Source organism: Billgrantia campisalis, from assembly GCF_022341425.1.
Lineage (GTDB): Bacteria > Pseudomonadota > Gammaproteobacteria > Pseudomonadales > Halomonadaceae > Halomonas > Halomonas campisalis.
Window position 1 is genome coordinate 123,275 of the sequence record NZ_JABFUC010000013.1, and the last position, 25,844, is coordinate 149,118.

23 protein-coding genes are annotated in these 25,844 nt (G+C 64.4%); 17 read left to right on the forward strand and 6 right to left on the reverse strand.

All coding sequences use genetic code 11. The features are described from left to right. Window positions 1–8: 8 nt before the first annotated feature. Window positions 9–668 (reverse strand): phosphoribosyltransferase, encoded by a 660-nt coding sequence (locus HOP52_RS15470; protein WP_238978304.1) that lies wholly within the window; start codon window positions 666–668, stop codon window positions 9–11. A gap of 224 nt (window positions 669–892) precedes the next feature. Here HOP52_RS15470 and HOP52_RS15475 point away from each other — a divergent pair, with 224 nt between their 5' ends. Further along, the gene (locus HOP52_RS15475; RefSeq protein ID WP_238978305.1) at window positions 893–1,756 is read left to right on the forward strand and encodes a hypothetical protein; all 864 of its coding nucleotides are present in this window, start codon (window positions 893–895) and stop codon (window positions 1,754–1,756) included. 368 nt (window positions 1,757–2,124) lie between these two features. Here the strand turns inward: HOP52_RS15475 and HOP52_RS15480 are convergent, their stop codons facing one another. Together HOP52_RS15480 and uraD are read right to left on the reverse strand one after the other, a co-directional pair. Continuing rightward, window positions 2,125–3,516 (reverse strand): uracil-xanthine permease family protein, encoded by a 1,392-nt coding sequence (locus tag HOP52_RS15480; RefSeq protein ID WP_238978306.1) that lies wholly within the window; start codon window positions 3,514–3,516, stop codon window positions 2,125–2,127. Window positions 3,517–3,790: 274 nt separating this feature from the next. Beyond that, window positions 3,791–4,318, reverse strand: coding sequence for a 2-oxo-4-hydroxy-4-carboxy-5-ureidoimidazoline decarboxylase (gene uraD, locus HOP52_RS15485; RefSeq protein WP_238978307.1), 528 nt, complete (start codon window positions 4,316–4,318; stop codon window positions 3,791–3,793). A gap of 231 nt (window positions 4,319–4,549) precedes the next feature. Between uraD and uraH the strand changes: the two genes are divergently transcribed. The 3 genes from uraH to HOP52_RS15500 all read left to right on the forward strand — a co-directional run bounded on the left by uraH (window position 4,550) and on the right by HOP52_RS15500 (window position 7,119). Next, complete coding sequence (gene uraH, locus HOP52_RS15490; RefSeq protein WP_238978308.1) at window positions 4,550–4,903, forward strand: hydroxyisourate hydrolase; 354 nt, start codon at window positions 4,550–4,552, stop codon at window positions 4,901–4,903. Window positions 4,904–5,011: 108 nt separating this feature from the next. Next, window positions 5,012–6,214 (forward strand): urate hydroxylase PuuD, encoded by a 1,203-nt coding sequence (locus tag HOP52_RS15495; protein ID WP_238978309.1) that lies wholly within the window; start codon window positions 5,012–5,014, stop codon window positions 6,212–6,214. Between the two features lie 167 nt (window positions 6,215–6,381). Continuing rightward, on the forward strand, window positions 6,382–7,119 hold the full coding sequence (locus HOP52_RS15500; RefSeq protein ID WP_238978310.1) for a GntR family transcriptional regulator: 738 nt from the start codon (window positions 6,382–6,384) through the stop codon (window positions 7,117–7,119). Between the two features lie 93 nt (window positions 7,120–7,212). On the opposite strand, the gene HOP52_RS15505 is transcribed toward HOP52_RS15500, so the two are convergent. Both HOP52_RS15505 and HOP52_RS15510 read right to left on the reverse strand, forming a co-directional pair. Continuing rightward, a complete protein-coding gene (locus HOP52_RS15505; RefSeq protein WP_238978311.1) occupies window positions 7,213–8,589 on the reverse strand; it encodes an NCS1 family transporter in 1,377 nt (458 codons plus the stop codon). A gap of 83 nt (window positions 8,590–8,672) precedes the next feature. Then, entirely contained in the window at window positions 8,673–9,443 is a 771-nt protein-coding gene (locus HOP52_RS15510) for an aspartate/glutamate racemase family protein (RefSeq protein ID WP_238978312.1), read from the reverse strand. A 930-nt stretch (window positions 9,444–10,373) separates the two neighbouring features. On the opposite strand from HOP52_RS15510, the gene HOP52_RS15520 reads away from it, so the two are divergent. The 5 genes from HOP52_RS15520 (at window position 10,374) to puuE (ending at window position 15,177) form a co-directional block, all read left to right on the forward strand. Beyond that, entirely contained in the window at window positions 10,374–11,414 is a 1,041-nt protein-coding gene (locus HOP52_RS15520; protein WP_238978313.1) for a TRAP transporter substrate-binding protein, read from the forward strand. A gap of 54 nt (window positions 11,415–11,468) precedes the next feature. After that, entirely contained in the window at window positions 11,469–12,044 is a 576-nt protein-coding gene (locus HOP52_RS15525; protein ID WP_238978314.1) for a TRAP transporter small permease subunit, read from the forward strand. Continuing rightward, window positions 12,041–13,339, forward strand: a complete 1,299-nt coding sequence (locus HOP52_RS15530) for a TRAP transporter large permease (RefSeq protein WP_238978315.1) — start codon at window positions 12,041–12,043, stop codon at window positions 13,337–13,339. The genes HOP52_RS15525 and HOP52_RS15530 overlap by 4 nt, the downstream gene beginning before the upstream one ends. Before the next feature lie 89 nt (window positions 13,340–13,428). After that, on the forward strand, window positions 13,429–14,106 hold the full coding sequence (locus tag HOP52_RS15535) for an aspartate/glutamate racemase family protein (protein ID WP_238978316.1): 678 nt from the start codon (window positions 13,429–13,431) through the stop codon (window positions 14,104–14,106). A 132-nt stretch (window positions 14,107–14,238) separates the two neighbouring features. Next, window positions 14,239–15,177: an allantoinase PuuE gene (gene puuE, locus HOP52_RS15540; protein ID WP_238978317.1), complete on the forward strand. Its 939-nt coding sequence runs from the start codon at window positions 14,239–14,241 to the stop codon at window positions 15,175–15,177. A gap of 102 nt (window positions 15,178–15,279) precedes the next feature. Here puuE and HOP52_RS15545 read toward each other — a convergent pair whose 3' ends face one another. After that, complete coding sequence (locus HOP52_RS15545; protein ID WP_238978318.1) at window positions 15,280–16,728, reverse strand: YfcC family protein; 1,449 nt, start codon at window positions 16,726–16,728, stop codon at window positions 15,280–15,282. Window positions 16,729–16,850: 122 nt separating this feature from the next. Here HOP52_RS15545 and HOP52_RS15550 point away from each other — a divergent pair, with 122 nt between their 5' ends. The 8 genes from HOP52_RS15550 to pyk form a co-directional block, all read left to right on the forward strand. Then, window positions 16,851–17,801 (forward strand): MurR/RpiR family transcriptional regulator, encoded by a 951-nt coding sequence (locus HOP52_RS15550; protein WP_309674970.1) that lies wholly within the window; start codon window positions 16,851–16,853, stop codon window positions 17,799–17,801. A 206-nt stretch (window positions 17,802–18,007) separates the two neighbouring features. After that, a complete protein-coding gene (locus HOP52_RS15555) occupies window positions 18,008–18,841 on the forward strand; it encodes a bifunctional allantoicase/(S)-ureidoglycine aminohydrolase (RefSeq protein ID WP_238978319.1) in 834 nt (277 codons plus the stop codon). A gap of 68 nt (window positions 18,842–18,909) precedes the next feature. After that, window positions 18,910–19,398 (forward strand): ureidoglycolate lyase, encoded by a 489-nt coding sequence (locus HOP52_RS15560; RefSeq protein ID WP_238978320.1) that lies wholly within the window; start codon window positions 18,910–18,912, stop codon window positions 19,396–19,398. A gap of 187 nt (window positions 19,399–19,585) precedes the next feature. Continuing rightward, entirely contained in the window at window positions 19,586–21,361 is a 1,776-nt protein-coding gene (gcl, locus tag HOP52_RS15565) for a glyoxylate carboligase (protein WP_238978321.1), read from the forward strand. A 76-nt stretch (window positions 21,362–21,437) separates the two neighbouring features. Continuing rightward, window positions 21,438–22,214, forward strand: a complete 777-nt coding sequence (gene hyi, locus HOP52_RS15570; RefSeq protein ID WP_238978322.1) for a hydroxypyruvate isomerase — start codon at window positions 21,438–21,440, stop codon at window positions 22,212–22,214. A 203-nt stretch (window positions 22,215–22,417) separates the two neighbouring features. Then, complete coding sequence (locus HOP52_RS15575) at window positions 22,418–23,305, forward strand: 2-hydroxy-3-oxopropionate reductase (RefSeq protein WP_238978323.1); 888 nt, start codon at window positions 22,418–22,420, stop codon at window positions 23,303–23,305. Between the two features lie 181 nt (window positions 23,306–23,486). Next, complete coding sequence (locus HOP52_RS15580) at window positions 23,487–24,812, forward strand: glycerate kinase type-2 family protein (RefSeq protein ID WP_238978324.1); 1,326 nt, start codon at window positions 23,487–23,489, stop codon at window positions 24,810–24,812. After that, window positions 24,809–25,844 (forward strand): pyruvate kinase (gene pyk, locus HOP52_RS15585; protein WP_238978325.1); only part of this gene is annotated, 1,036 nt, incomplete at its 3' end. The genes HOP52_RS15580 and pyk, both read left to right, overlap by 4 nt.

The window sequence follows — 25,844 nt, forward strand, 5'->3', positions numbered from 1 at the left end:
GCGCGGGGTCATGACGAGGTCGAGTCGTCGGGCGCAGCCCGACGGCCTTCGGCCGCCGAGACCAACAGCGCCATGACCTCGTCGTCATCCACCTCGCTGAAGTCGGCAAAAAACTGCCCAACCGCCATGAAGCCTTCGGGCACCTGCAGGCAGACGACCTCATCGGCCCAGGCTTCCAGGCGTTTCACGGCGCTCGGCGAGGCCACCCCCAGGGCGGCGATCAGCCGCTCGGGTCGGCCGTGCAGGGCCCTCAGGGCAGCCTCCATGGTGGCACCGGTGGCGCTGCCGTCATCCACCACCACCACCACTCGCCCCTCCGGGGGAATCGGCGGGCGAACCGGCGTGTAGCGCTGGCGACGCTCGTCGATCAGCCGTTGTTGGCGCGCAATCTCCCGCTCCACCGCCACCGGCGAGAAGTGGGAGGCGACATCGTCATCGAGCAGCACCTCGCCCTCCTCACTGACCGCGCCGATCGCGAACTCGGGGCTCCCCGGGGCGCCGATCTTGCGTACCAGCACCACGTCCAGTTCCCCGTCCAGGGCCTCGGCCAGCCGGTGCGCCATTGGTACCCCACCGCGGGGGATCGCCAGTATCAGCGGCTGATGCCCCTTCAGGCGATCGAGGCGCCGGGCAAGCTGCTCGGCGGCATCGAGGCGATCTCGAAACATGGTGAACCTCCTGACGCTTTCTCCTGCACTTCAGTGTAGGCGGCCGTCGTCATGGTGTGATGGGAATCGGGAGAGTCGGTCTTTGATATGTATGGAAAATATTTCCAGTATACAATCTGATTGTGTAGTGTATCGGGTGAGGTATCCGGTCTGCTGTCGTCACTTTGCTGACCCGGCCGGCTCGATGCCCCTCTCTATAAATCCAATAACCGGAGATACCCTGAATGCTCGACACTCCCTCTCGCGGCCTCGTCATCGGCAGCGCGCTGGCTACGGCGCTGGCGGCCGGCACGGCTCAGGCGGCCACCTGGAGCGATACCTTCATCGGCTACCGCTATGGCAGCCAGTTCACCGAGCCCAACAACCCCGACAAGGTGGAAAAGCACATCCTGCAGTTCACCCACGTCAGCGGCTATTCGCTGGGGCAGAACTTCTTCAATCTGGATCTGCTGCAGTCCGACAGCGCCGACCCGGCGCGGGGCAGCGACAGCGGTGCCACCGAGGCCTATCTGGTCTATCGCCACCAGCTGCACGCCGGCAAGCTGTTCGACGCGCCGATCGCCTTCGGCCCGGTCAGGGACATGGCCTTGACCGCAGGCTTCGATCTCAACACCAAGAACACCGAGTTCGCACCGCGCAAGCGCCAGCTGGTGGTGGGGCCGACCTTCAAGTTCGACGTGCCGCGCGGCTTTCTCGATCTGAGTCTGTTCTTCAGCCGGGAATGGAACCACTGCGGACTCGACCCCTGTGGCTTGCCGGGCAACCGCAACAGCCACACGTTCGATCCCTACTACCAGATCAACCTGGCCTGGGGGCTGCCCTTCGAGGCGGGTGCCCTGCCGATGAAGTTCCAGGGCTTCTACAATTACAATGCTGAGAAGGGAGACGACTACTTCGGTGTCTCCACCAAGGCCGAGCAGTTGGTGCGCACCTCGCTGATGCTGGACGTGGGGCAGCTGGCCTGGGGCGGTGATAACACCCTGTGGGCCGGGGTCGGCTATGAATACTGGCGCAACAAGTTCGGCAACCACGACAAGCCGGGGGTGGATACCGATGCGCTGACCCTCAATCTGGAGTGGCACTTCTAAGCGCCGCGCCAAGCGCCGTGCACGGCTGAGACAAGCGTCTCGCCGACAGCGGGCCAGTCACCTCGGTGGCTGGCCCGCTTGCGTTCAAGTGGGGTGGCAGCGGGATGGCGATACCAGGAGGGCGGCAGGGTGCCGGGCTGGCAAGGGGCCGGCTATCGCGAAGGGGGGGCTGAGAGGGCCGAGAGGTGTGGATGAGGGTAGAAGGCTGAGGATAGGGAGTGAGGGTGGGGTGAGAACCTAGGGTGTGAGTGTCGCAGGCGAGGGTGGGGTGACTAGGGTGCGAGAGTCGCCGGCGAGGGTGGGGAGTAGAACCCAAAGCGCCGCCGGCAGGGCCGGCGGCGCGGGTGGCGCTGTGGATCAGGCGATCCTTAGAGGTTGGACTTGACCTTCTCGCTCTTGGTCGCGATGGCCTCCTCGGGCTCGGGCTCCACCCGGCTCGGCTTGCCCGGCAGCACCGCATCGAGCAGCAGGGCGGTCAGGGCGGCCGGCACCAGGCCGGATTTCAGCAGCAGACCGAGCTGGCCGGGCATGGTCTCGGAGATCGCCTCCACGGCGGGCAGGCCGATGCCCAGACTCAGCGACACGGCGATGATCAGCATGGCACGCTGGTTGAGCTCGCACTCCTGGATGATCTTGAGGCCCGCGGAGGCGATCATGCCAAACATCACGATCCCGGCACCGCCCAGCACCGCATGCGGCATGGCGGCGACCAGGCCGCCCAGTTTGGGGAACAGGCCCATGCAAATCAGCAGGATACCGCCGATGGTCACCACGTGGCGGCTGACCACGCCGGTCAGGGTAATCAGGCCCACGTTCTGGGCATAGGCGGTGTTGGGCAGGGTATTGAAGACCGCGGCGAAGGAGGTCGCTACGCCGTCGGCCATGACGCCGCCGGAAAGTTCGCGGTCCTTGGCCTGGCGGCCGGCGCCGCCGATGGTGATGGCGGAGATGTTACCGATGGTCTCTAGGCCCACCACGAACATGATCAGCGTCATGCCGATGATCGCGGTCAGGTGGAATTCCAGGCCGTACTGCAGGGGCTTGGGAAAGGCGAACCAGGCGGCATCGCCGACGCTGGAGAAATCCACCATGCCCAGGGCGATGGCGACCAGGTAACCACTGACCAGGCCCACCAGGATGGAGGCGGCCTTGAGGAAACCGCGGCCGAACTGGTGCACGACGATGGTCACCACCAGCACGAACAGCGCCAGGCCCAGGTTGGTGGGCGAGGCGAAGTCATCGGCGCCTACGCCGCCGGCGGCGTAGTTGAGGCCCACCGGCATCAGGATGATGCCGATCAACAGCACCACGATGCCGGTCACCACCGGGGAGAACCAGTGGCGAATCTTCTTGAGGAAGGCGCCCAGGCCGACCTGCAATAGGCCGGCGACCAGGGACGCACCGAGCACCGCGGCCAACCCAAAGGTGCCCGCCAGCGGCAAGGCGACCGGCAGAAAGCCGAAGCTGGTGCCCTGGACAATGGGCAGGCGTGCGCCAATCGGCCCCATGCCGATGGTCTGGATCAGGGTGGCGATACCGGCCACGAAGAGTGCCACCTGGATCAGGAAGATCTGCTCACCGGTGGTGGCGCCGATGACACCGGCGATGATGATCGGTGGGGTCACGTTGCCGGCGAACATCGCCATGATGTGCTGGATGCCCAGCGGAATCGCCTTGCCCAATGGCGGCATGGCATCGGGGTTCTGGTTGACGGTACGCGAGGGTCGCGTCTGCGTGGAAGACTGCTCTGTATCGGTCATGTCAGGCTCTCAGGCTTGTTGTTGTATGCAGTGGTACATGTTGTGAGCACCACACCTGCTGGTGAATGTACACAATCACTGAAATTTTGGAAGACAACTTGCCAATGTTTTTTACATGGAAATTATTTCCACCCTTTAAAATCAACGGCTTGCCCGCTGTGTGTTGACTGTTTGGTCAGCCTCTCGAAGGCCTCTGCCAGACATCGTTGGGGCGCAGTCCAGGCGGCCGGTCCGTCGTGGCAGGGGAGCGCCGGCCGTGGCCGGCGTCCGGGTGTCAGCCTTCGCCGCGCGCTTCCAGGCGGAAGTGGGCGATACGATTGATCTGCTCGATGGCGGTGCGTCGCTCTTCGTCGGCATCGTTGTCCAGGCGGGTCTCGAAGGCGGCCAGGATGGCGTGACGGTCGCTGCCCTTGACGGCCATGACGAAGGGGAAGCCGAATTTCTCCTTGTAGGCGGCGTTGAGGCGCTCGAAGCGGGCCATCTCCTCCGGCGTGCACTGGTCGAGGCCGGCGCCGGCCTGCTCGCGGGTGGAGTCGTCGGTCAAATCGCCGGCGATCGCCGCCTTGCCCGCCAGGTCCGGGTGGGCGCGGATCACCGCGAGTTGCTGCTCGGGGGGGGCCTCGCGCAGGGTCTGGCCCATGGCCTCGGCCAGCCCGGCCGGGGTGTCCTGCTCGCTTGTCAGACCGCGCTCCCAGGTCAGCTCGGCCACCCAGGGGGAGTGTTCATAGATCTCGCCGTACTGGGCCACGAAGGCATCACGGTCGAGGCTGCTGGGACGCGGGGTCAGGGTCTTTTCGCTCATCTTGGTCTCCACGATCGTTGTGGGTATGGGAGGGTGCCTAAAATGCGGAAGGCTACGCTCGACGCTCAAGTGTATACAAAAAAATTTTGAAATGTATCGCAATAAAGGCTAAAACTGTCTTCATGGGGTGTGGCCCTCGCGGTGCCGCGTGGCCGGATACCTCTTCATCATGATGCGCCGCACCCGGTGACATCGCCAGACAGCTTACTTAGAGACCTAGGGGAGAAACCGATGGGACGCCTAACCACTCACGTTCTGGACACCGCTCAGGGCCGCCCCGGCGAGGGAATCCGTATCGAGGTCTATCGCCTGGAGGGGGGGCAGCGCACCCTGCTCAAGACGGTCGAGACCAACGACGATGGCCGCTGCGACTCACCGATCCTCGAGGGCGGCGACTTCACGACCGGCGAGTATGAGCTGGTGTTCCATGCCGGTGACTACCTGCGCGAGCAGGGCGTTGAGGCCAGCGAGCCGCGCTTTCTCGACGTGATTCCGCTGCGCTTCGGGGTGGCCGATGCCTCCGCGCACTACCATGTGCCGCTGCTGCTCTCGCCCTATGGCTATTCCACCTACCGCGGCAGCTGAGTCGCGCGGGCCTCGAGACGCTGGTCGCTAGGCTCTTTTCGGACAGTGCCTAAGGCTCTTCGACAATGATGCGCTCCAACAACAAGCACCCCCGGTGAGGTTCCCAGAATGCAAGCCTACCTACTCGAATTCGTCAATTTCATGCTGCGATGGCTGCACGTCATCGCCGCCATCGCCTGGATCGGCGAGTCGATCTATTTCGTGATGCTGGACAACGGCCTGAAGAAGCCCAAGGCCGCCGAAGACCGCGAGAAGGGGGTGTTCGGCGAGATGTGGGCCGTTCACGGCGGCGGCTTCTACCACAACCAGAAATACGCCACGGCACCGGCCAAGCTGCCCGATGACCTGCACTGGTCGTTCTGGAAGTCCTACACCACCTGGCTGTCGGGCTTTGCGCTCTTCGTGCTGCTCTACATGGCCAACCCGAGCTTCTATCTGGTCAATCCCAATGCCAACTGGGAGTGGGCGGCCAACATGACCGGCTGGCAGGCCAACGTGCTGGCGCTGTTGTTCCTGGTCGGCGGCTGGGTCGTCTACAATGAGCTGTGCAAGCGCATCAGCCCCAACATGACCCGTGATGGCCTGCTGAGCATCGCCGTGGCGGTGATGATGGTGCTGGTCGCCTACCTGAGCACCCAGATGTTCTCCGGCCGGGCGGCCTTCCTGCTCACCGGCGCGGTGATGGCCACCGCCATGTCGGCCAACGTCTTCTTCTGGATCATTCCCGGCCAGCGGCGCATGGTCAACGCCATGAAGGCCGGCGAGACGCCCAATCCGCTGGACGGCAAGCGCGGCAAGCAGCGCTCGGTGCACAACACCTACTTTACGCTGCCGGTGGTGCTGCTGATGATCAGCAACCATTACTCCTTTGCCTACAACCATGAGCATGCCTGGGTAATCATGTCGCTGTTCATCTTTGGCGGTGCGCTGATCCGACAGTTCTTCGTGCTGATGCATGCCGGCAAGATCCAGCCCGCCTACCCGGCGGCCGGCACGGCGCTGATTCTGGTGGCCTTCTGGGTCGCTATGCCTTCCAGCCAGCCAGCCACCGCGGTGGTGGATGGCGAGGCGACCAGCTTCGAGGAAGTGCATGCGCTGGTCGATCAGCACTGTGTCGCCTGCCACTCCAGCGAGCCCACCCAGCCCGGCTTTGCCGCTCCGCCGGCCGGCGTGGCCTATGACACCGAGGATCAGATCCTGCGTCAGAAGAGCCAGATTCAGCAGGTGGTGGCCAGCAAGTACATGCCGCTGGGCAACATGACCGGCATGACCGACGAGGAGCGCGAGGCGATCGCCGCCTGGTCGGAGTGACCAAGCGGCAGCGGTGGCCGGGTAAAAGCGGCCACCGAGCCGAGCCTGCGCCGGCCTGACCAGGGGCCCGCCCGACCGGCGGGCCCCTTCTCGTGCGGGATGGCTCGGAACCCGGCGCCCAATGCGTATACAATAAGGGGATCTAGGGTCATGCAAGGAGGGATACCATGAATCAGCTGGCAGACCGCGGCGAGCCGACCAAGGGGCGCTCTCGACGCCTGGGTAAGAACGGCGACGGTGCCGAGCGGCACGAGGCCATCTATCGCTCGATCAGCGATGCGATCATCGAGCATCGTCTCAAGCCCGGGGCGCGGCTGCGCGAGGATGCGCTCTCCGAGGTGTTCGGTGTCAGCCGTACCGGTATCCGCAAGATCCTGCAGCGCTTGGCCCTGGAGCAGCTGGTCACGCTGACCCCCCGTCGCGGCGCCAGCGTGACGCGCCCCACCGCCGATGAAGCCAGGGAGGTCTTCGATGCCCGCCAGATGATCGAGTGCGGTCTGATGCCGGAGGTGGCGAAGCGCATCGGCGCAGCGGACGTCCAGGAGCTGCGGGCCATGGCTAGCCGCGAGCGCGAGGCGCTGCGGGCCGGTGAGCAGAGCACGGCCATCAAGCTCTCCGCGGCCTTTCACGAACGCCTGGCCGAGCTATCCGGTAACGCCACCCTGGCCGCCTTCGTCGGTCGCCTTTGTTCACGCTCCTCGCTGATTCTCGCCGTCTACGGCAATCCCGGTAACCTGGGCTGCGAATCCCATGACCACGATGATCTGATCCGCTACCTGGAGGCGGGCGACGGCGAGGGGGCCAAGGCCTTCATGAGCCACCACCTCAAGGAGATCGAGGCGTCGCTCTCTATCGTCGAGGAAGAGGCCGAAGCGCCGGACCTGCACAGCATCTTCGGCGGCTGAGCCAGCCTGTCGCTTCCCTTTCGTGACCTCTCCAAACGCCAGCGCCCCGGACCTGTAGTCCGGGACGCTGGCGTTTGGTTCGTGGCTGGCGGGTTACTGACGGAAGCGCTGGCAGGGGGTCCAGTGCTGCATCAGCAGGTAGTAGGTAATGCCGGCGGGAATCAGGCTGGCGTACCAGGAGACCGCGGAGAAGCTCAGGGCGGCGACGATGCCCACCAGGGTAGCGATCAGCGCCGCATAGTTGACGCCTTGATAGGGACCGGCTTCGTCATACAGCTTGGCGATGTCCAGGGTGCGGCGACGGATCACATAGTAGTCGACCACCAGGATCGCGAAGATCGGGCCGAGGAAGGCCGAGTAGGTCTGCACGAAGAGCTGCAGGCCGGCGGCAGACTCGGGCTGGACCAGCTTCCAGGGGAAGGTGGCGAAGGCCAGCAGGCCGACGATCACGGTGGCCACCGGGAACTTCAGCTTGAACACATCCATCAGCACATAGGTCGGCGGCACCACATTGTTGAGCACGTTGGTGGTGACCTGGGCGAAGGCGATGAACAGCAGGGTGGTCATCAGCAGCGGGGTGTTGTCGACGGCGTTGGCGAACACCTGGATGGGATCGGCGGTGCCGGTGGCCTCGGAGACCATGTAGCCGATCAGGCCCATGAACAGGGTGCAGGGCAGAATCGACATGGCGTAGATGGTGGTCAGGATGCCGGGGCCGGTGCCGTGCTTGTGCTCGCGGGAGTAGTCGCTGACATTGAGCATCATGGTGCTATAGATGCCCAGGAACAGCATGGTGGCGCCCCAGAAGGGCATGCCCCAGGAGCCTTCCATGGTCAGCAGGTTAGCAGAGAGCTCATCGCCGTAACGCTGCACCGTGGCGTAGAACATATAGGTCAGGGAGGCGAGGATGAAGGCGCTACCGATGTTCTCCAGCCATTTGATGCCCTGGAAGCCCATCACCGACAGCCCGATCTGCAGGAACTGGAAGGTGATGAAGTAGAAGATCAGGTTATCGAAGCCGAACAGGGTCGCCGACACCATGTTCAGGGCGCCGGCGCCGATCCAGCTCTGGAAGCCGTACCAGACGATCGCCGGCACCGCCCGCACCAGCCCCGGGATGCGGGTACCGGCGAAGCCGAAGGCGCTGCGCGCCTGAACCATGAAGGGAATGCCGTACTTGTAGCCGGCGGCGCCGTTGATGGCCAGGGCGATGCCGATGACGAAGCAGCCGATGGCAATGGCCAGGGTGGCCTGGATCAGGTTCAGCGTGCCCACCACGCTGGAGCCCATGGCGAAGGTGCCGATCGACACGCAGCCGCCGAACCAGGCCAGGAAGTAAGAAGGGCGACCCATGATGCGGGTCTGCTGAGGCGCCAGGCTCTCTTGGCCCGGGGCCTTGGTGCCGCCTTGGGGAGCGGTCGTGGTGATATCCGGGTCGACTGCCTGCGTCGATGTCGTTGGCTGAGTCATGGTGGTGTCCTCGCTTGGTGTTGTCGTTGAGGGTGGCCCGAAGGGGCCGGTCCATGCGTCGGCGAAATGCCGTCAGGGGCTGCTTAGTCGCGGTTTGGAGTGGATGGAAGGCCCGAAGGAGCCAGGCCGGAAAAGTGTTCGAAGCGCCCGGTGAAGGCCTTGGGGCGCGGAAAGGCCAGGTCGCCATGCTTGCTGGTGCCGAGTCGCAGGGTGACCAGTGACTCCGCCAGCTTGACGGCCGCGGTCACTCCCTCGATCACCGGCAGTCCCACCGCCTCGCTGATTTCGTCGGTGAGGTCGGCCATACCGCCGCAGCCCAGCACGATGGCGCCGATGTTGTCCTGGTCCCGGGCGCGGTGGCATTCGTCGATGATGCGGTTGAGGGCGGCGGCGCCATTCTCCTCCAGGTCGAGTACCGGGATTTCGGCGGCTCTCACCCGGCGGCAGTGGTGGCGAAAGCCGTACTGCTCGAGCAGGTGCTCGGCGATGATGCCGGTGCGCCCCAGGGTGGTGACGACGGAGAAGCGGGTGCTGATCAGGGTGGCCATGTGGAAGGCTGCCTCGGCGATACCGATGACCGGGGCGCGGGTCAGCTCTCGTGCGGCCAGCAGCCCCGGGTCGCCGAAGCAGGCGATCACGTAGGCGTCGGCGTCTTCACGCTCACCCGCCATGACCTCTTCCAGCACGCCGACGGCGCTGATGGCCTCGTCGAAATGGCTTTCGATGGATACCGGGCCGTGGTCCGGCTGGGTGGCAACGACCTTTGTGCCGGGCGCTGCGACTCGGCGAGCCGCCTCGCCGACAGTCGCCGTCATGCCGGCGGTGGTATTGGGGTTGATGACGCGGATCAGCATGGAAAGGCTCCGGGTGGCTGTTTGTGAACAAGGTGTTCTTCTTTTGTACACAATATAGGGGCGAGAGTGCGGGAGCGCAAGCTTCCGCTTTATGCTGGCTTTTTTGGTATTATGCCTTTAAAAACAATAATATATGGTTGTTCTTTAGAGGTTGCGAAAGCTCCCTCTCTCTTAGGCTTAGGTCTACTTTTCCTTCTGTATCGCGCCTATGTTGCGTCTTGGTAATTTAAATTGTATACAATTATTTGGGTCTACCTGTTCTTAATTCCGGTCGGGGTGGATCGTAGTGACTACGACTACGACCTGATCCGCTATCTGGAAGCAGGAAGCGGTCGACGGTGAGGGGGCCAGGCCTTCATGAGCCACCACCTCAAGGAGATCGAGGCCTCGCTCTCCATCGTCGAGGAAGAGGCCGAAGCGCCGGACCTGCACAGCATCTTCGGCGGCTGAGCCAGCCTGTCGCTTCCCTTTTGTGACCTCTCTAAACGCCAGCGCCCCGGACCTGTGGTCCGGGGCGCTGGCGTTTAAGTGGCCGGGGCTGTGGTGCAGGCCTAGCCGATGCATCGTGACGGGGGAGAGGCGTGTTCGGCGGGTATTTTAGTATTGTATACAAAAATGTATTGCCTGGTTGTCGACATGCCCATGTGAGTTGGCATGCTGGGATTTTAGAGGGTGAGAAAGTCGGGGGTGACGGAAGCGATGCCTTCCTCGTATGCCCCATATCCGGCGGATAGGAGGCGGAGGGGCAGCCAGTCGGCGGTGTTCAGGGGATAGTGGTCAGCGGCCTTAGGCAGCGATTATTTTTGTATACTAAAACTTGAATTTCTGTTTTCGGTGTCTTAGCTTCTAGGTGTACGAAACAAGAACAGGCCTTCAGGCCCGCAGTACGCCGCTCCTACAACAAAGACCCCAACAGCAAGGAGAACCTCCATGCGTCACTACACCCTCCCCGTCGCGGCCACCCTGGTGGCTTCCTTCATTTCCGCTTCCGCCGTGGCGGCTCCCGACTCCATTCGAGCGCTGGGCCAGCCGGTCGGCTCTGGTGCCATTCAGAACAACCTTGAGCAGCCGTTCTTCGAAAACTTCGCCGAGCGTACCGGGGTGAATACTCAGATACGCTACAGCCCGGTGGATACCTCTGGGGTCAGCGATGCCGAGGGCCTGCGCGTATTGCGCAATAACCTCTTTGGCATCGTCTCGCTGCGACTTTCACAGATCAGCGGTGACGAGCCGACGCTGCTCGGCTTCGACCTGGTCGGCCAGAATCCTACCTATGAGATCGCCCGGCAGAACGTCGATGCCTATCTGCCGGTGGCCGATGCGCGACTTCAGGAGCGCTTCAATTCGAAGCTGCTCGGCGTCTGGCCGGCAGGTCCCCAGGTGATCTTCTGTGAGCCGGAGATCAATGGGCTCGATGACCTGCGCGGCAAGCGGGTGCGGGTCTACGACAATATCCTGGGTAACTTCATGTCGAACCTGGGGGCCGCCCCGGTGCCGCTCTCCTTCCCCGAGACCCAGCAGGGCATCGCCCGGGGCGTGGTCGACTGTGGCGTGACCGGGCCCAGCTCCGCCAATGCCGCCGGCTGGCCGGAAGTCACCAGCTACGTCTACCCCCTGCCGGTGCAGATGGCCATGAACGGCTATGCCATCAACCTCAATGTGTGGAACCAGTACTCGGATGAGGATCAGGCGCGCCTCCAGGCCGCCTTCGACGAACTGGTCGACGAGATCTGGGCCTATTCGGAAGAACTCTTCGAGGATGCCTCACGCTGCAACACCGGGGGGGAGCCCTGCGAGAACGGCCGGCCCTATTCACTGACCAGCATCGAGGTGAACGAGCAGGACCTGCAGACCGTCAATGAAGCCGTGGAGGCGAGGTCGCTGCCCAATTTCATCGAGCTCTGCGACCGCACCAACCCGAGCTGCTCGGCGGACTGGAAAGCCACCGTGGGTGCCAACCTGGGGCTGTAAGCGATGCGGCCGGCGCCTGAGGGGCGCCGGCCGCTTTCGCTGAGGAGGACAAAGATGAACGGTTTAATAAGAATCTTCAGTATTATCTTCGGGGTGATCTTCTTCTCGCTCTCCTTCGCGGTGAGTCTCGAGACCCTTACCCGCAGGCTTTTCAACATCTCGCTGGGAGGCATCGACGAGCTCTCCGGTTATGCGGTGGCCGTGGCCGCCGGTCTGGCGTTTTCGGTAACCCTGATCCAGCGGGCACATATCCGCATCGATATCATCACCTCGCGTTTGTCGGCGACCACCCAGGCCAGGCTCAACTGGCTGGCCAGCGTCTCCATGGCGGTGCTGGGGGTGTTCTGTATCTGGCTGGCCTATGGGGTGATCGGTGACACCATCGCCTATGGCAGCCGGGCGCCTACCGTCTGGGCGACGCCGCTGGTCTATCCTCAGGCGCCCTGGTTCCTGGCCCTGTTGACCTTCTGCCTGCTGTCGGTGTTCTTCGCTGTGCGCGCCACCCGGCTGCTGCTGCGCCGCGATACCGAGGCGCTGAACCGCGATTTCGGTCCGCGCGGTGCGAAGGAGGAACTCCAAGAGGAGCTGGAGGATATCCGCCACCGTGATGAGGAGGTGGTCACGCCATGACACTCGTCTATGTGTTCCTCGCCTTCCTGGTCATGCTGGGCATGATGCTGGTGGGCATTCCCATTGCCGTGGCGATGGTTTCCATCGGGGTAGTGGGGGGCCTGCTCACCTTCGGCATGCCGCTGGTCGAGTCCATGGGCTCGGTGATCTGGGCTTCCCTCAATCAGAGCCTGCTCACGGCCATCCCGCTGTTCATCCTGCTGGGGGAGCTCTTGCTGCGCGGCGGCATTGCCGACCGCATGTTCTATGCCCTGGCGATCTGGATGAACCGCTTGCCGGGGGGGCTGCTGCATACCAATATCGCCTCCTCGTCGCTGTTCGCGGCGACCTCCGGTTCCTCGGTGGCCACCGCGGCGACCATCGGCACCCTGGCCCTGCCTACCCTGGAGAAGCGCGGCTACCCCATGGGGCCGGCGCTGGGTTCGCTGGCGGCCGGGGGGACGCTGGGCATTCTGATTCCGCCCAGCGTCAACCTGCTGGTGTTCGGTTCCCTGGCCAATGTCTCAGTGGGTCAGCTATTTCTGGCCGGCGTGATTCCGGGCATCGCCCTGACCCTGCTGTTCAGCCTCTACCTGCTGGTCAGCCAGTGGGGCAAGCAGTACGGTGATGAGGAGCCACGCATCCCGCTTGGCGAGAAGCTCAAGGCCTCGAAGAGCCTGGTGCCGCCGCTGGTGATCTTCTTCATCGTCATGGGCTCGATCTATGCCGGCCTGGCCACGCCCACCGAGTCGGCGGCGCTGGGGGTAGTCACGGCGATCTTCTTCGTGTGGCACGGTGGACGCCTCAACCTGGAGCTGCTGGAGTCGGTCTGCATCAACTCGGCTCGCACCACTGGCATGGTGCTGCTGGTGATCATCTGTGCACTGATGCTCAATGTCACGGTGTCGTTGACCGGTGTGGCCCAGACCCTGACCCAGTGGGTGGTGGCCTTCGACCTCTCGGTGCTGGCGCTGCTGATGATCCTGATCCTGTTCTATATCCTGCTCGGCATGTTCATGGACGTGATGTCGATGCTGGTGCTCACCGTGCCGGTGGCCATGCCCATCGTCATGGCGGCGGGAATCGACCCGATCTGGTTCGGCATCTTCATTATCCTGATGTGCGAGATCGGCCTGATCACGCCGCCGGTGGGAATGAACCTCTATGTGGTGCACGGCGTGCGCCCGAACGGTGGCGACTTCCGCGAAGTGATGTGGGGTGCCTTCCCGTTCGTGATCATCCTGCTGCTGTTCACCTTCCTGCTGATCGCCTTCCCTGATATCGCCCTCTGGCTACCGCGAAATATGATGGGCTAGCTGCATTACCCAGGCGATAGCGATTCTTCTTTCTGGATAGTTGGCCCCGCTCTTGGCTCATATGGCCAAGAGTGGGGGAGGAGTTCTGTATGCGTTTATTGCTGCTCAACGGCAATGCGAATGTCGCGATGACCGAGCAGATGGCCAAGCGAGCCCGTGAGCAACTCGGCGAACGGGTCGAGGTGGTGGCCGACACGGCGACCGACAGCGTGGCCTACATCGGCTCGCGCCGCGAGTGTGCCCTGGCCGGAGCCGTCCTGGTGACGCTGGTGGAGCGCCATCTCGCGGACGAGGGCAAGCCCTTCGATGCCATCCTGCTGGCCTGCTTCGGCGAACCGGGTATTGCCGCGGTGCGCGAGATCAGTCCGGTGCCGGTGATCGGTATGCTGGAGGCCTCGCTGCTGACGGCGGTGCAGCTGGGAAGTCGCTTCTCGATCATTACCCCGGGGGCGCGCTGGCCGCGAATGATCGAAGACGTGCTACATGACCTTGGGTTGTCCCGTCGCTGCCTGGGAGTCGATGCCATCGTGATCGATGACCTGACGCTACCGCAGCAGCGCGATGAGGCGAAACGGCGCCTGTTTGCCACGCTCAGCGCACAGCATGAACGGCTGTCGCCGGAAGTCATCATCATCGGCGGGGCCGCGTTTGCCGGGCTGGCCGACAGCCGCATATCGCCGGGGGAATGCCGGCTGCTGGACTGCTTCGATGCCGCCGTCATGCAGTGCCAGGCGCTGATGCAGCTGACCCAGCGGGGGTTGAGTTGAGGAGTGTATAGAGGGGCTTGCAACTAGCGTGAATACAGCTTAACTTATCATTGTATACATGATGTGTTGCCACTTATGGCCGCCAGGCGCCGCCAGGCAGCACGCATCAACAGAACAACAAGGAGAGGTGCCATGCGCTCAGCCCGTTCCCACGACTATCCCCGCGACCTGGTCGGCTATGGCCGCACGCCCCCCCACGCCAACTGGCCCGGCCGGGCCAAGATCGCCGTGCAGTTCGTGCTCAACTACGAAGAGGGTGGCGAAAACTGCGTGCTGCACGGTGATGAAGGCTCCGAGCAGTTCCTGTCCGAGATCATTGGCGCGCCGGCCTTTCCCGACCGCCACCTGAGCATGGAGTCGATCTACGAATACGGCTCGCGGGTGGGGGTGTGGCGCATCCTGCGTGAGTTCGAGCGCCGCGGTCTGCCGCTGACCGTGTTCGGGGTGGCCATGGCGCTGGAGCGCCACCCGGAAGTGGCCCACGCCTTCAAGGAGCTGGGCCACGAGATTGCCTGCCACGGCTACCGCTGGATTCACTACCAGAACGTGCCGGAAGCGGTCGAGCGCGAGCACCTGGAGAAGGCCATGACGATCTTCCAGCGTCTCTACGGCGAGAAGCCGCTGGGCTGGTATACCGGCCGCGACAGCCCCAACACCCGGCGCCTGGTGCTCGACGAGGGCGGCTTCCTCTACGACAGTGACTACTACGGCGACGACCTGCCGTTCTGGACTCGCGAGGCCGACAGCCAGGGCCGTGAACACGACCACCTGATCGTGCCCTATACCCTGGACAGCAACGATATGCGCTTCGCCGCGCCCCAGGGCTTCAACACCGCCGACCACTTCTTCAGCTACCTGCGCGACGCCTTCGACGTGCTCTATGCCGAAGGCGAGGAAGCGCCGAAGATGCTCTCGGTGGGCATGCACTGCCGGCTGCTCGGCCGGCCCGGTCGCTTCCGCGCGCTGCAGCGCTTCCTCGACCATATCGAGGCTCACGACCGGGTCTGGGTCACGCGCCGCGTGGATATTGCTCGCCACTGGGCCGAGCATCATCCCGCACCGGCGCGCTAGGCCTTAGGTCCTACCATGATGGCAACCCTGAAAGGCAACACGCCCCGCGCGGCAGGGCCGGGCGAGGCGTGGCGGTATATGCCGTGGCGTGTCGTTAGCCGATCAGCCAACCCACTGCGTGATCTGGGCGAAGGCCAGGAAGCCGATGGCGATCAGTACCCAGGTGCAGAAGAGGGGAAAGAAGAACTTAACCCACTTCTGCCAAGGCACGCCGGCAATGGCCAGGGTAGCCATGAAGTAGCCGGAGGTTGGGTAGAGGATGTTGCCCATGCCATCACCAAGCTGGAAGGCCAGTACCGCTGTTTGGCGGGTAACCCCGATCAGGTCGGAAAGCGGTGCCATGATTGGCATGGTCACCAGTGCCTGGCCACTGCCCGAAGGTACGACGAAGTTAAAGGCAAGCTGAGCGAAGTACATGCCGATAGCCGACAGCATGGTCGGCAGTTCGCCCACCAGGTTGCCGAGTCCCATGACCAGGGTGTCCATGATCTGGCCGTCCTCCAGTACAACGGCCACACCGCGGGCCACACCAGCGATCATGGCGCCTACCAGAACGTCCCGAAAGCCCTTGTTGAAGGCTTCACAGATGGCTGTGGTATTCAGGCCAGAGATCAGGCCGACAACGATGCCCATGACGATGAACAGCCCTGCCATTTCCATCATGAACCAGCCTTGCTGCAGCACGCCGTAGACCAGCAGGCCGAAGAAGGCGAAGGTGGCGATAGCGGCCAGTTTCTGGCGGTGGTTGGCGGTCAGTGCCCCCTCGTCGGTGGCATGCTGGTAGAGCGAGCGCTTCTCCGCTTCGGTTTCGTCTCCGGCCATGAGGCTCAGCTCGGGGTTGTCGTGAACCTTGCGAGCATAGCGCATGACGAAATAGATGCCGGCGCCCAGGATGATGGCGAAGGCGGCTGCTCGCAGGCCGAAGCCGGAGTAAAGAGGCAGGTCGGAGAGCTGCTGACCGAGCCCGGTGTTGATCGGATTGAGCACACCGGAGGCGAAGCCGGCTGTGGTGGCGCAGAGTGCGACGGCTGCGGCGGTCACCGAGTCGAAGCGAAGTGCAATCATCAGTGGCAGGATCACCGGTACATAGACGAGTGCCAATTCTTGGGTGCCAATGACGGTGGCCACCACGGCAAAGACTGTCATCAACACCGGTATCATCAGCAGGCTGCGATTGGCGAATCGCCGGCTGAGCTTGTCGACGCCGATTTCGATGATGCCCGTGCGACGCAGGACCATGAACATGCCGCCGATCATGAAGGTGAAGAACACCACTTCGCCGGCGCTCATCAAGCCGTTGGGTATCGCCAGCATGAAATCAACAAGGCTCGTGGGGTTCGATTCCACGTACTGGAAGGATTCGGCGTCAATGGTGATGCGGCCTTCGGGGCCGGGTATCCTCTCGTACTGGCCGGCGGGTACGAAGTAGGTGGCGACCGCGGCAATGGCGATGAAGACGAACAGGATCACGTAGATATGGGGTATCTGCCAGTGACGCCGCTGGGCGCCCTGAGTCGTCGTGGTGCTGGTGGTGGGAGTGGGTTTGGTCATGGAGTGCCTCGCTTTGTTGTTAGCGGTGTCGCTATAGTGGTGCAGCGCCGTTATGCCCTGGCCGCGGTCGGCGCCGCTGGGAATTTCGAGTGGCCAGGGTGTAGTAAGCAGAAATCTTGGAAATGCTTTTCAGACCCGTTTCGGGTGAAAAAAATGGCGCCGAACGGCGCAGCTTCGTGAACATGCCTGAAACGGGGGGAGGGTCTCTTTTGCCAACGCAACAGAAGGGCATGACGCCTCATATCGGTCAGCGAATTTCGGCACAGTACGCCGACCTGAGCGCTCAGGAGCAGCGAGTCGCCGCCTTTATTCTTGACCACTTCGATGATCTGGCAGTGTATAGCGCTGCCGACCTGTCGCGTCTGACGGGGGTATCGAAGTCGACGGTCAGTCGACTGTTCAGGCGTCTTGGCTTCGAAAGCTTTCAGGCCGTGAAACGTCATGCCAGGCAGTTGCGCAGTTCGGGCATGCCGCTGGTCACCGATCCGGATGCGGTAGGCGGCAACGGGGAGCGCTTCAAGCGCCATCTCGAGCGTGAGCAGGACAACCTGCGGCGTGCTCTGACCGCCATTGACCCTCGGACTTTCGAAGCCATCGTGCATGGCCTGGATGCCTCCCGCCGGGTGGTGCTGGTCGGCTTTCGCAACAGCTATCCGCTGGCCATGCACTTTCGTCAACAGCTGATCCAGGCACGCGCCGATGTCAACCTTGCCCCACAGCCAAATCAATCGTTGGCCGAAGACCTGGTGGAGCTGGGAGAGGCCGACCTGGTGGTATTGTTCGGCTTTCGTCGTCGTCCACGTCTGTTTGATGCGCTGGTGAACGAGCTGGCAGCCATGCCTTGCCGTTTGCTGCTGATAGGGGATGCGACGGCCTCTGGGTACGCGGAACAGGCTGACTGGTGGTTGGAGTGCCCGCTCGACAGCATTTCGGCCTTTGATAGCTATGCCAGCGCCATGAGTCTGATCAGTCTGCTGGCCAATGGTCTTCTGCACCACCGGCTGGCCCAGGGGCGCGCCCGCATCGATGCGGTCAGCGAGCTGTACCAAGGGATGGACGAGCTGTCGCCCTGAACCGCTTGGCCCGCTTCGGGCAAGCCGTGCTCTCGAACTACCCGACTGCGTAAGGTTGTGAAGCGAGTTCATGACAGGGCTTGACCTTTCCTGTTCGTGAAACGAAAGTTTCTAGACAAGGTAATCATGAGACGATAGTTTCACAACCCAGACGAGAAAGTTTTTTTGCCTGAACTAAGGCCCGAGTTGCATATGAGGATTAGTTGATGAAGACACGACGTTACTACGCCCCCCACGGCGGTCATCCGCCCCAGACCCAGCTGCTCTCCGACCGGGCGGTGTTCACCGAGGCCTATGCGGTCATCCCCAAGGGCGTCTTCGGCGATATCGTCACCAGCAACCTGCCGTTCTGGGAAGAGACCCGGTTGTGGGTGCTGGCGCGCCCGCTGTCGGGGTTCGCCGAGACCTTCTGCCAGTACATCATGGAGGTCTCGCCCGGCGGTGGCAGCGAGAAGCCCGAGCTCGACCCCGCCGCCGAGGGCGTGCTGTTCGTGGTCGAGGGCGAGATGACCCTGACCATCGCCGGCAAGCGGCATCACATGACCTCGGGCGGCTACGCCTTCTTGCCGCCGGGCAGCCACTGGCAGCTGCGCAACGAGTCCGATGCGCCGGTGCGCTTCCACTGGGTGCGCAAGGCGTACGAGTTCGTCGAAGGGATCGAGGTGCCCGAGGCCTTCGTCACCAACGAGAACGAGATCGCCCCGACCCCCATGCCCGACACCGACGAGCGCTGGGCCACCACCCGCTTCGTCGACCCGGCAGACGTGCGCCACGACATGCACGTCAACATCGTCACCTTCCAGCCCGGTGCGGTGATCCCCTTCGACGAGACCCATGTCATGGAGCATGGCCTCTATGTGTTGGAGGGCAAGGCGGTCTATCACCTCAACCAGGACTGGGTGGAGGTCGAGGCCGGCGACTTCATGTGGCTGCGCGCCTTCTGCCCGCAGGCCTGCTACGCCGGCGGCCCGGGGCCGTTCCGCTACCTGCTCTACAAGGACGTGAATCGCCACCCGGCGCTGCGCCTGGGTAGCCGCTGATACGGCGACAGCAGCAGGGGCGCCGGGCAAGCCCCGATTATCGAGGCAGTCTTGTTCAGGAGATCGACATGCTGGAACTAAAAGCCGAGCCGCTCACCGCCGAGGCCTTCGCGCCCTTCGGCGACGTCATCGATACGCGAATCGCCGAATCCTTTCCGATCAATGCCGGGCGCACCCGGCGCTATCACGACCTGGCCAAGGTCGAGACCCTGGGCGAGGAGGCGAGGGCGCTGATCAGCATCTTCGTCAGCCAGCCGGTCGAGGTGCCGCTCACGCTCGACTTCCTGGAGCGCCACCCCCAGGGCAGTCAGGCCTTTATGCCGCTGCACGAGGAGCGCTTCCTGGTCGTGGTGGCGCCGCCGGGCGATACCATTGATCCTGCCGAGGTGCGCGCCTTCGTCACCGATGGCCGTCAGGGCGTCAACTACCGCGCCGGCACCTGGCACGCCATCCAGTCGGTGCTCGAGCGCGAGGGCGAGTTTCTGGTGGTCGACCGGGGCGGGGCCGGGAACAACTGCGATGAACACCCGCTGGCGATCCGGGTAACCCTGGACTGAGCCGCGGCGGCGTCTGCGCGCCCATGACGTACTGCCCAAGCCGCTGATTCCGCTTGGGCTTTTTTATCGATGCGAGATTTTATGAAAATGTTTTCCAAATACCTTGACGGCGCATCGGTGGCGGCCTAGTCTCTGTATACAGAAATATTTTCCAAAAAATAAAAGGCCCCTCACCGGAGGAATCAACATGGCTCGTATGACCGCAGCTGAAGCCGCTATCCACGTGCTCAAGAAAGAAGGCATCGACGTTGCCTTCGGCGTGCCCGGCGCCGCCATCAACCCCTTCTATGCCGCCATGCGCAAGGTCGGCGGCGTGGATCACGTGCTGGCCCGCCACGTCGAGGGCGCCTCGCACATGGCCGAGGGGTATACCCGCACAAAGGCCGGCAACATCGGGGTGTGCATCGGCACCTCCGGTCCCGCCGGCACCGACATGATCACCGGCCTCTACTCGGCCAGCGCCGACTCGATCCCGATCCTGTGCATCACCGGCCAGGCGCCGCGCGCCAAGCTGCACAAGGAGGACTTCCAGGCGGTGGATATCCAGGCCATCGCCGGGCCGGTCACCAAGTGGGCGGTCACCGTGCTGGAGCCCGCCCAGGTGCCGCGCGCCTTCCAGCAGGCCTTCCAGCTGATGCGCTCCTCGCGTCCCGGCCCGGTGCTGATCGACCTGCCCATCGACGTGCAGATGAGCGAGATCGAGTTCGACCCGGACACCTACGAGCCGCTGCCGGCCTACAAGCCCAGCGCCTCGAGGGCCCAGATCGAGAAGGCCATCGCCATGCTCGAGGAGGCCGACAAGCCGCTGCTGGTGGCCGGTGGCGGGATCATCAACGCCGATGCCAGCGAGCTGCTCACCGAGTTCGCCGAGCTCACCGGCGTGCCGGTCATCCCGACCCTGATGGGGTGGGGCTCGATTCCCGATGATCATCCGCTGATGGCGGGCATGGTGGGGCTGCAGACCTCTCACCGCTACGGCAACGCCACGCTGCTGGCCTCGGACTTCGTGATGGGCATCGGCAACCGCTGGGCCAACCGCCACACCGGCAACCTCGAGAGCTACACCGAAGGGCGCAAGTTCGTCCACGTGGATATCGAACCGACCCAGATCGGGCGTATCTTCGGCCCCGACTACGGCATCGTCTCCGACGCCAAGGCGGCCTTGGAGCTGTTCGTGGAAGTGGCCCGCGAGCGGAAGGCCGCCGGCAAGCTGAAGGATCGCTCCGCCTGGGCCGAGGAGTGCCAGGAGCGCAAGCGCACCCTGCTGCGCAAGACCCACTTCGATGACGTGCCGGTCAAGCCGCAGCGCGTCTACGAGGAGATGAACAAGGCCTTCGGCAAGAACACCCGCTACATCAGCACCATCGGGCTGTCGCAGATCGCCGGTGCCCAGTTCCTGCACGTCTACAAGCCGCGCCACTGGATCAACTGCGGCCAGGCCGGCCCGCTGGGCTGGACCATTCCGGCGGCGCTTGGCGTGCGGCGCGCCGACCCGGAGGCGGAGATCGTCGCGCTCTCCGGCGACTATGATTTCCAGTTCATGATCGAGGAGCTGGCCGTCGGCGCCCAGTTCAAGCTGCCCTATATCCATGTGGTGGTGAACAACTCCTACCTGGGGCTGATTCGCCAGGCTCAGCGCGGCTTCGACATGGACTATCAGGTGCAGCTCTCCTTCGAGAACGTCAACTGCCCGGAGATCAACGACTACGGCGTCGACCACATCTCCGTGGTGGAAGGGCTGGGCTGCAAGGCGCTGCGCGTCACCACGCCCGAGGAGATCGCGCCGGCCTTCGCCGAGGCGCGCGAGCTGATGGCCCAGTACCGCGTGCCGGTGGTGGTGGAGATCATCCTCGAGCGGGTGACCAACATCGCCATGGGCACCGACCTGGGCGGCGTCAATGAGTTCGAGGCCCTGGCCGAAAACACCGAGGATGCCCCGACCTCCATCGCCGCGCTCACCTGAGCCTATCCCGCTGGCGCCGATGGGGACGGCGCCAGCGGGGCACTATCCGATAGCGATAATCAACGAGGAGACCCACATGCCCAAGTTTGCCGCCAATCTCAGCATGCTGTTCACCGAGGAGGATTTCCTCGACCGCTTCGCGGCCGCCGCCAAGGCCGGCTTCCAGGGCGTCGAGTACCTCTTCCCCTACGACTTCAGCGCCGACGAGATCAAGCAGCGTCTGGACGCCAACGGCCTGACCCAGGTGCTGTTCAACCTGCCGGCCGGTGACTGGGGCGCCGGCGAGCGCGGAATCGCCTGCCACCCGGATCGCGTGGAAGAGTTCCGCGCCGGCGTCGACAAGGCGATCGAGTACGCCAAGGTGCTCGGCAATACCCAGGTCAACTGTCTGGCCGGCATCCAGCCGGATGGCGTCAGCAGTGAGCAGGCCCGCCAGACCCTGGTGGAGAACCTGCGTTTCGCCGCCGACAAGCTCGAGGCCGCCGGTATCCGCCTGATCGCCGAGCCCATCAACACCCGCGATATCCCGGGGTTCTTCCTCAACCGCACCGAGCAGGCCCTCGAGATTTTCGACGAGGTGGGCAGCCGTAACCTCCAGCTGCAGTACGACATCTATCACATGCAGATCATGGAAGGGGACCTGGCCCCGACCATCGAGAAGCACCTGGGGCGTATCGCCCACGTGCAGCTCGCCGACAACCCGGGCCGCCACGAGCCGGGCACCGGCGAGATCAACTACCCGTTCCTGTTCGCCCATCTCGACCGTCTTGGCTACGACGGCTGGATCGGCTGCGAATACAAGCCCAAGACCACCACCGTGGAAGGCCTGGGCTGGCTGGATAGCGTGCGCTGATAGGGCAGGTAGCACCCGGCAGCGATGAGCTGTTCCGGTGACAAGCCTACGCGAGGGCGCTGTGAACCCATCCCTGGGCGCTACATTTGCCATCCCTGGCAAATGACCCTCGCTTCGACTTGCCCCCGGCGCTCATCTCTCCAGTTGTCGGAAAGCGAACGCTAACTCAGAAAGCACGATGACAAGCTTAAAGGAGACATATCATGAGCAAGATCGGTTTTATCGGCCTGGGCATCATGGGTCGCCCCATGGCAGGACACCTGCTGGATGCCGGCCATACGCTGTCCACCGTCAAGCGCGGCACCCTGGACGAGACCCTGGCCAGCAAGGGCATGCAGGAGCTCGATAACCCCAAGGCGGTGGCCGAGGCCTCCGAGATCATCATCACCATGGTGCCGGATACCCCGGACGTGGAGGAGGTGCTGTTCGGCGAGGGCGGCGTCATCGAGGGCCTGAAGCCGGGCACCCTGGTGATCGACATGAGCTCCATCGCCCCCATTGCGACGCAAGGCTTTGCCAAGCGCATCACCGACGCCGGCGGCGAGTACGTCGACGCCCCGGTCTCCGGCGGTGAAGGCGGGGCCATCAACGCCGCCCTGACCATCATGGTCGGCGCCACCGAGGAAGGCTTCACCCGTGCCCTGCCGATCCTCGAGGTGATGGGCAAGACCATCACCCGTATCGGCGGCCACGGCGCCGGCCAGACCTGCAAGGTCGCCAACCAGATCGTCGTCGCCCTGACCATCGAAGCGGTGGCCGAAGGCCTGCTGTTCGCCTCCAAGGCGGGCGCCGACGTGGCCAAGGTGCGTGAATCGCTGCTCGGCGGCCTGGCCCAGTCGAAGATCCTGGATGTCCACGGCGAGCGCATGATCAAGCGCACCTTCGACCCGGGCTTCAAGATCAAGCTGCATCAGAAGGACCTCAACCTGGCGCTGGAAGGCGCGCGCAGCCTCGACCTCGCCCTGCCGGGCACCGCCAACGCCCAGCAGCTGTTCCAGGCCTGTGCCGCTCAGGGCGGGGCCGACTGGGATCACGCCGGTATCCTGCGGGCGCTCGAGTCGCTGGCCGATCACGAGGTCGGCAGCCGCTGAGCTGACCGCCACCCTTCCCTCAATGGCAGGCGTCGGGTCGTCGTCTGCCATGGCCACTGCATGTGGCCCTTTACCCGGCGGCAGGTATCCCCTGACGGACCCCGCCCGTCGCCGGGCTTTTTTATTCCTTATTCCGGCTGCTACCGTCGGTGGCGGATTGGCCCGCTGCGAGGAGTTCCCTATGAATGCCCAGACCTCTGTTCCTCCCTTTGACCCCGCGGTGGATGTTGGTGCCTGGCTCAGGCAGCTGGCCGATACCGCCGTCGCGTCGGTGCATCCCGATACCCTGGTGGCCGACCAGCTGCCCGCGCCGCCCCCGGGGCGCACCGTGGTGGTGGGGGCCGGCAAGGCCGCCGCGGCCATGGCGGCGGCCCTCGAGCGAGCCTGGCGGCAGCGCTGCCCCGAGGCGCCGCTGACGGGCCTGGTGGTGACCCGCTACGGTCACGGTCCTCAAGGTCAGGGTGCGCCCTGTGAGCGTATCGAGGTGCTGGAAGCCTCGCATCCGATGCCCGACGACCTCGGCGAGAAGGCCGCCCGGCGCATGCTCGAGGCGGTCGAAGGGCTGACCGCGGACGACCGGGTGATCGCGCTGATCTCCGGCGGCGGCTCGGCCCTGATGACGCTGCCGGCCGAGGGCATTACGCTTGCCGACAAGCAGGCGCTGAACCGCGAGCTGCTGCGCTGCGGCGCGCCGATCAGCCAGATCAACACCGTGCGTCGCCACCTCTCGGCGATCAAGGGCGGACGGCTCGCCGCCGCAGCGCATCCCGCCCGGGTGGTGACCTGGCTGATCTCCGACGTGCCGGGCGACGAGGCCTCGCTGATCGCCTCCGGTCCCACCCTGCCGGACACCACCACCCCGGCCGACGCCCTGGCCGTGCTGACCCACTACGGCATCGAGGTGCCCGACAGCGTGCGCCGCCATCTTGTCGATGCGCCCCGGGCTCCGGCGCCCACCGACCCCGATTTCGCCGACGACCAGAGCGTGATGCTCGCCCGCGCCTGCGATGCGCTGGAGGCCGCCCGCCGGGCCGCCGAGGCGTCGGGAGTCGAGGTGCGCCTGCTCGGCGACGACCTGGAGGGTGAGGCCCGCGAGCTGGGTCGGGCCCAGGCCCGCCTGGCGCTGGAGGCGCGCGAGACGGTCACTGCCCCGCTGCTGATCCTCTCCGGCGGCGAGACCAGCGTCACGGTCAAAGGCGACGGGCGCGGCGGGCGCAACGTCGAGTACCTGCTGGGGCTGTTCGAGGCGCTCAGGGGCGCCGAGGGCATCCATGGCCTGGCCATCGATACCGACGGCATCGACGGCTCCGAGGACAATGCCGGGGCACTGCTCGCCCCGGATGACTGGCAGCGCGCCGGCGAGCAGGGACTCGACCCCCTCGACTACCTGTCACGCAACGACGCCTATACTTTCTTCCAGGCTCTGGGGACGCTGATCGTCACCGGGCCGACCCGCACCAATGTCAATGACTTTCGTGCCATTCTGGTCTTGCCGAGGACACCATGACGCTTCCCCCCCACGCCCCCATCCATGCGCCCATCCGCCGCACCAAGATCGTCGCCACCCTGGGCCCGGCCAGCGACCGCGACGGCGTGCTCGAGGCGATGATCGCCGCCGGCGTCGACGTGGTGCGCCTCAACTTCTCCCACGGCTCCGCCGACGACCACCGCCGCCGCCTCACCCGGGTGCGCGAGATCGCCGACCGCCTGGGCAAGAGCGTCGCCGCCCTGGGCGACCTCCAGGGGCCCAAGATCCGCATCGCCCGCTTCCGCGACGGCACCGTCACCCTCCAGGAGGGCGCGCCCTTTATCCTCGACATGGCGCTCGACACCGAGGCCGGCGATGCCAATCGCGTCGGCTGCGACTACAAGTCGCTGATCGACGACGTGGCCCCCGGCGATAGCCTACTGCTCGACGACGGCCGCCTGGTGCTCAAGGTCGAGCGCGTCGCCGGTGCCGAGGTCCACACCACCGTGACCGTGGGCGGCAAGCTCTCCAACAACAAGGGCATCAACAAGCAGGGCGGCGGCCTCTCGGCGCCGGCGCTCACCGACAAGGACAAGGCCGATCTGCTCACCGCCATCGACATCGGCGTGGACTATCTGGCGGTGTCCTTTCCGCGTTCGGCCTCCGATATGCACGAGGCTCGGCGGCTGCTGGGGGAGGCCGGCAAGGAGATCGGCCTGGTGGCCAAGCTGGAGCGCGCCGAGGCGGTGGCCAACGACGAGACCCTGGACGGCATCATCGAGGCCAGCGAGGCGGTGATGGTGGCCCGCGGCGACCTCGGCGTGGAGATCGGCGACGAGAAGCTGATCGGCACCCAGAAGCGCATCATCAAGCGCGCCCGGGCGCTCAACCGCGCGGTGATCACCGCGACCCAGATGATGGAGTCGATGATCGAATCGCCCCTACCCACTCGGGCCGAGGTGTTCGACGTGGCCAACGCCGTGCTCGACGCCACCGACGCGGTGATGCTCTCCGCCGAGACCGCCGCCGGCGACTTCCCGGTGGAGACCATCGAGGCGATGAACCGGGTGT

Bases quoted from the DNA above. Each gene is read 5' to 3' on its own strand.
- HOP52_RS15535 (WP_238978316.1), top strand. From the start codon at position 13,429: ATGCGTTTATTGCTGCTCAACGGCAATGCGAATGTCGCGATGACCGAG.
- HOP52_RS15480 (WP_238978306.1), bottom strand. From the start codon at position 3,516: ATGACCGATACAGAGCAGTCTTCCACGCAGACGCGACCCTCGCGTACC.
- puuE (WP_238978317.1), top strand. From the start codon at position 14,239: ATGCGCTCAGCCCGTTCCCACGACTATCCCCGCGACCTGGTCGGCTAT.
- HOP52_RS15470 (WP_238978304.1), bottom strand. From the start codon at position 668: ATGTTTCGAGATCGCCTCGATGCCGCCGAGCAGCTTGCCCGGCGCCTC.
- hyi (WP_238978322.1), top strand. From the start codon at position 21,438: ATGCCCAAGTTTGCCGCCAATCTCAGCATGCTGTTCACCGAGGAGGAT.
- HOP52_RS15510 (WP_238978312.1), bottom strand. From the start codon at position 9,443: ATGCTGATCCGCGTCATCAACCCCAATACCACCGCCGGCATGACGGCG.
- HOP52_RS15545 (WP_238978318.1), bottom strand. From the start codon at position 16,728: ATGACCAAACCCACTCCCACCACCAGCACCACGACGACTCAGGGCGCC.
- HOP52_RS15525 (WP_238978314.1), top strand. From the start codon at position 11,469: ATGAACGGTTTAATAAGAATCTTCAGTATTATCTTCGGGGTGATCTTC.
- HOP52_RS15555 (WP_238978319.1), top strand. From the start codon at position 18,008: ATGAAGACACGACGTTACTACGCCCCCCACGGCGGTCATCCGCCCCAG.
- HOP52_RS15520 (WP_238978313.1), top strand. From the start codon at position 10,374: ATGCGTCACTACACCCTCCCCGTCGCGGCCACCCTGGTGGCTTCCTTC.
- HOP52_RS15475 (WP_238978305.1), top strand. From the start codon at position 893: ATGCTCGACACTCCCTCTCGCGGCCTCGTCATCGGCAGCGCGCTGGCT.
- HOP52_RS15550 (WP_309674970.1), top strand. From the start codon at position 16,851: ATGCTTTTCAGACCCGTTTCGGGTGAAAAAAATGGCGCCGAACGGCGC.
- HOP52_RS15500 (WP_238978310.1), top strand. From the start codon at position 6,382: ATGAATCAGCTGGCAGACCGCGGCGAGCCGACCAAGGGGCGCTCTCGA.
- HOP52_RS15560 (WP_238978320.1), top strand. From the start codon at position 18,910: ATGCTGGAACTAAAAGCCGAGCCGCTCACCGCCGAGGCCTTCGCGCCC.
- HOP52_RS15575 (WP_238978323.1), top strand. From the start codon at position 22,418: ATGAGCAAGATCGGTTTTATCGGCCTGGGCATCATGGGTCGCCCCATG.
- HOP52_RS15505 (WP_238978311.1), bottom strand. From the start codon at position 8,589: ATGACTCAGCCAACGACATCGACGCAGGCAGTCGACCCGGATATCACC.
- gcl (WP_238978321.1), top strand. From the start codon at position 19,586: ATGGCTCGTATGACCGCAGCTGAAGCCGCTATCCACGTGCTCAAGAAA.
- HOP52_RS15530 (WP_238978315.1), top strand. From the start codon at position 12,041: ATGACACTCGTCTATGTGTTCCTCGCCTTCCTGGTCATGCTGGGCATG.
- HOP52_RS15495 (WP_238978309.1), top strand. From the start codon at position 5,012: ATGCAAGCCTACCTACTCGAATTCGTCAATTTCATGCTGCGATGGCTG.
- HOP52_RS15580 (WP_238978324.1), top strand. From the start codon at position 23,487: ATGAATGCCCAGACCTCTGTTCCTCCCTTTGACCCCGCGGTGGATGTT.
- uraD (WP_238978307.1), bottom strand. From the start codon at position 4,318: ATGAGCGAAAAGACCCTGACCCCGCGTCCCAGCAGCCTCGACCGTGAT.
- uraH (WP_238978308.1), top strand. From the start codon at position 4,550: ATGGGACGCCTAACCACTCACGTTCTGGACACCGCTCAGGGCCGCCCC.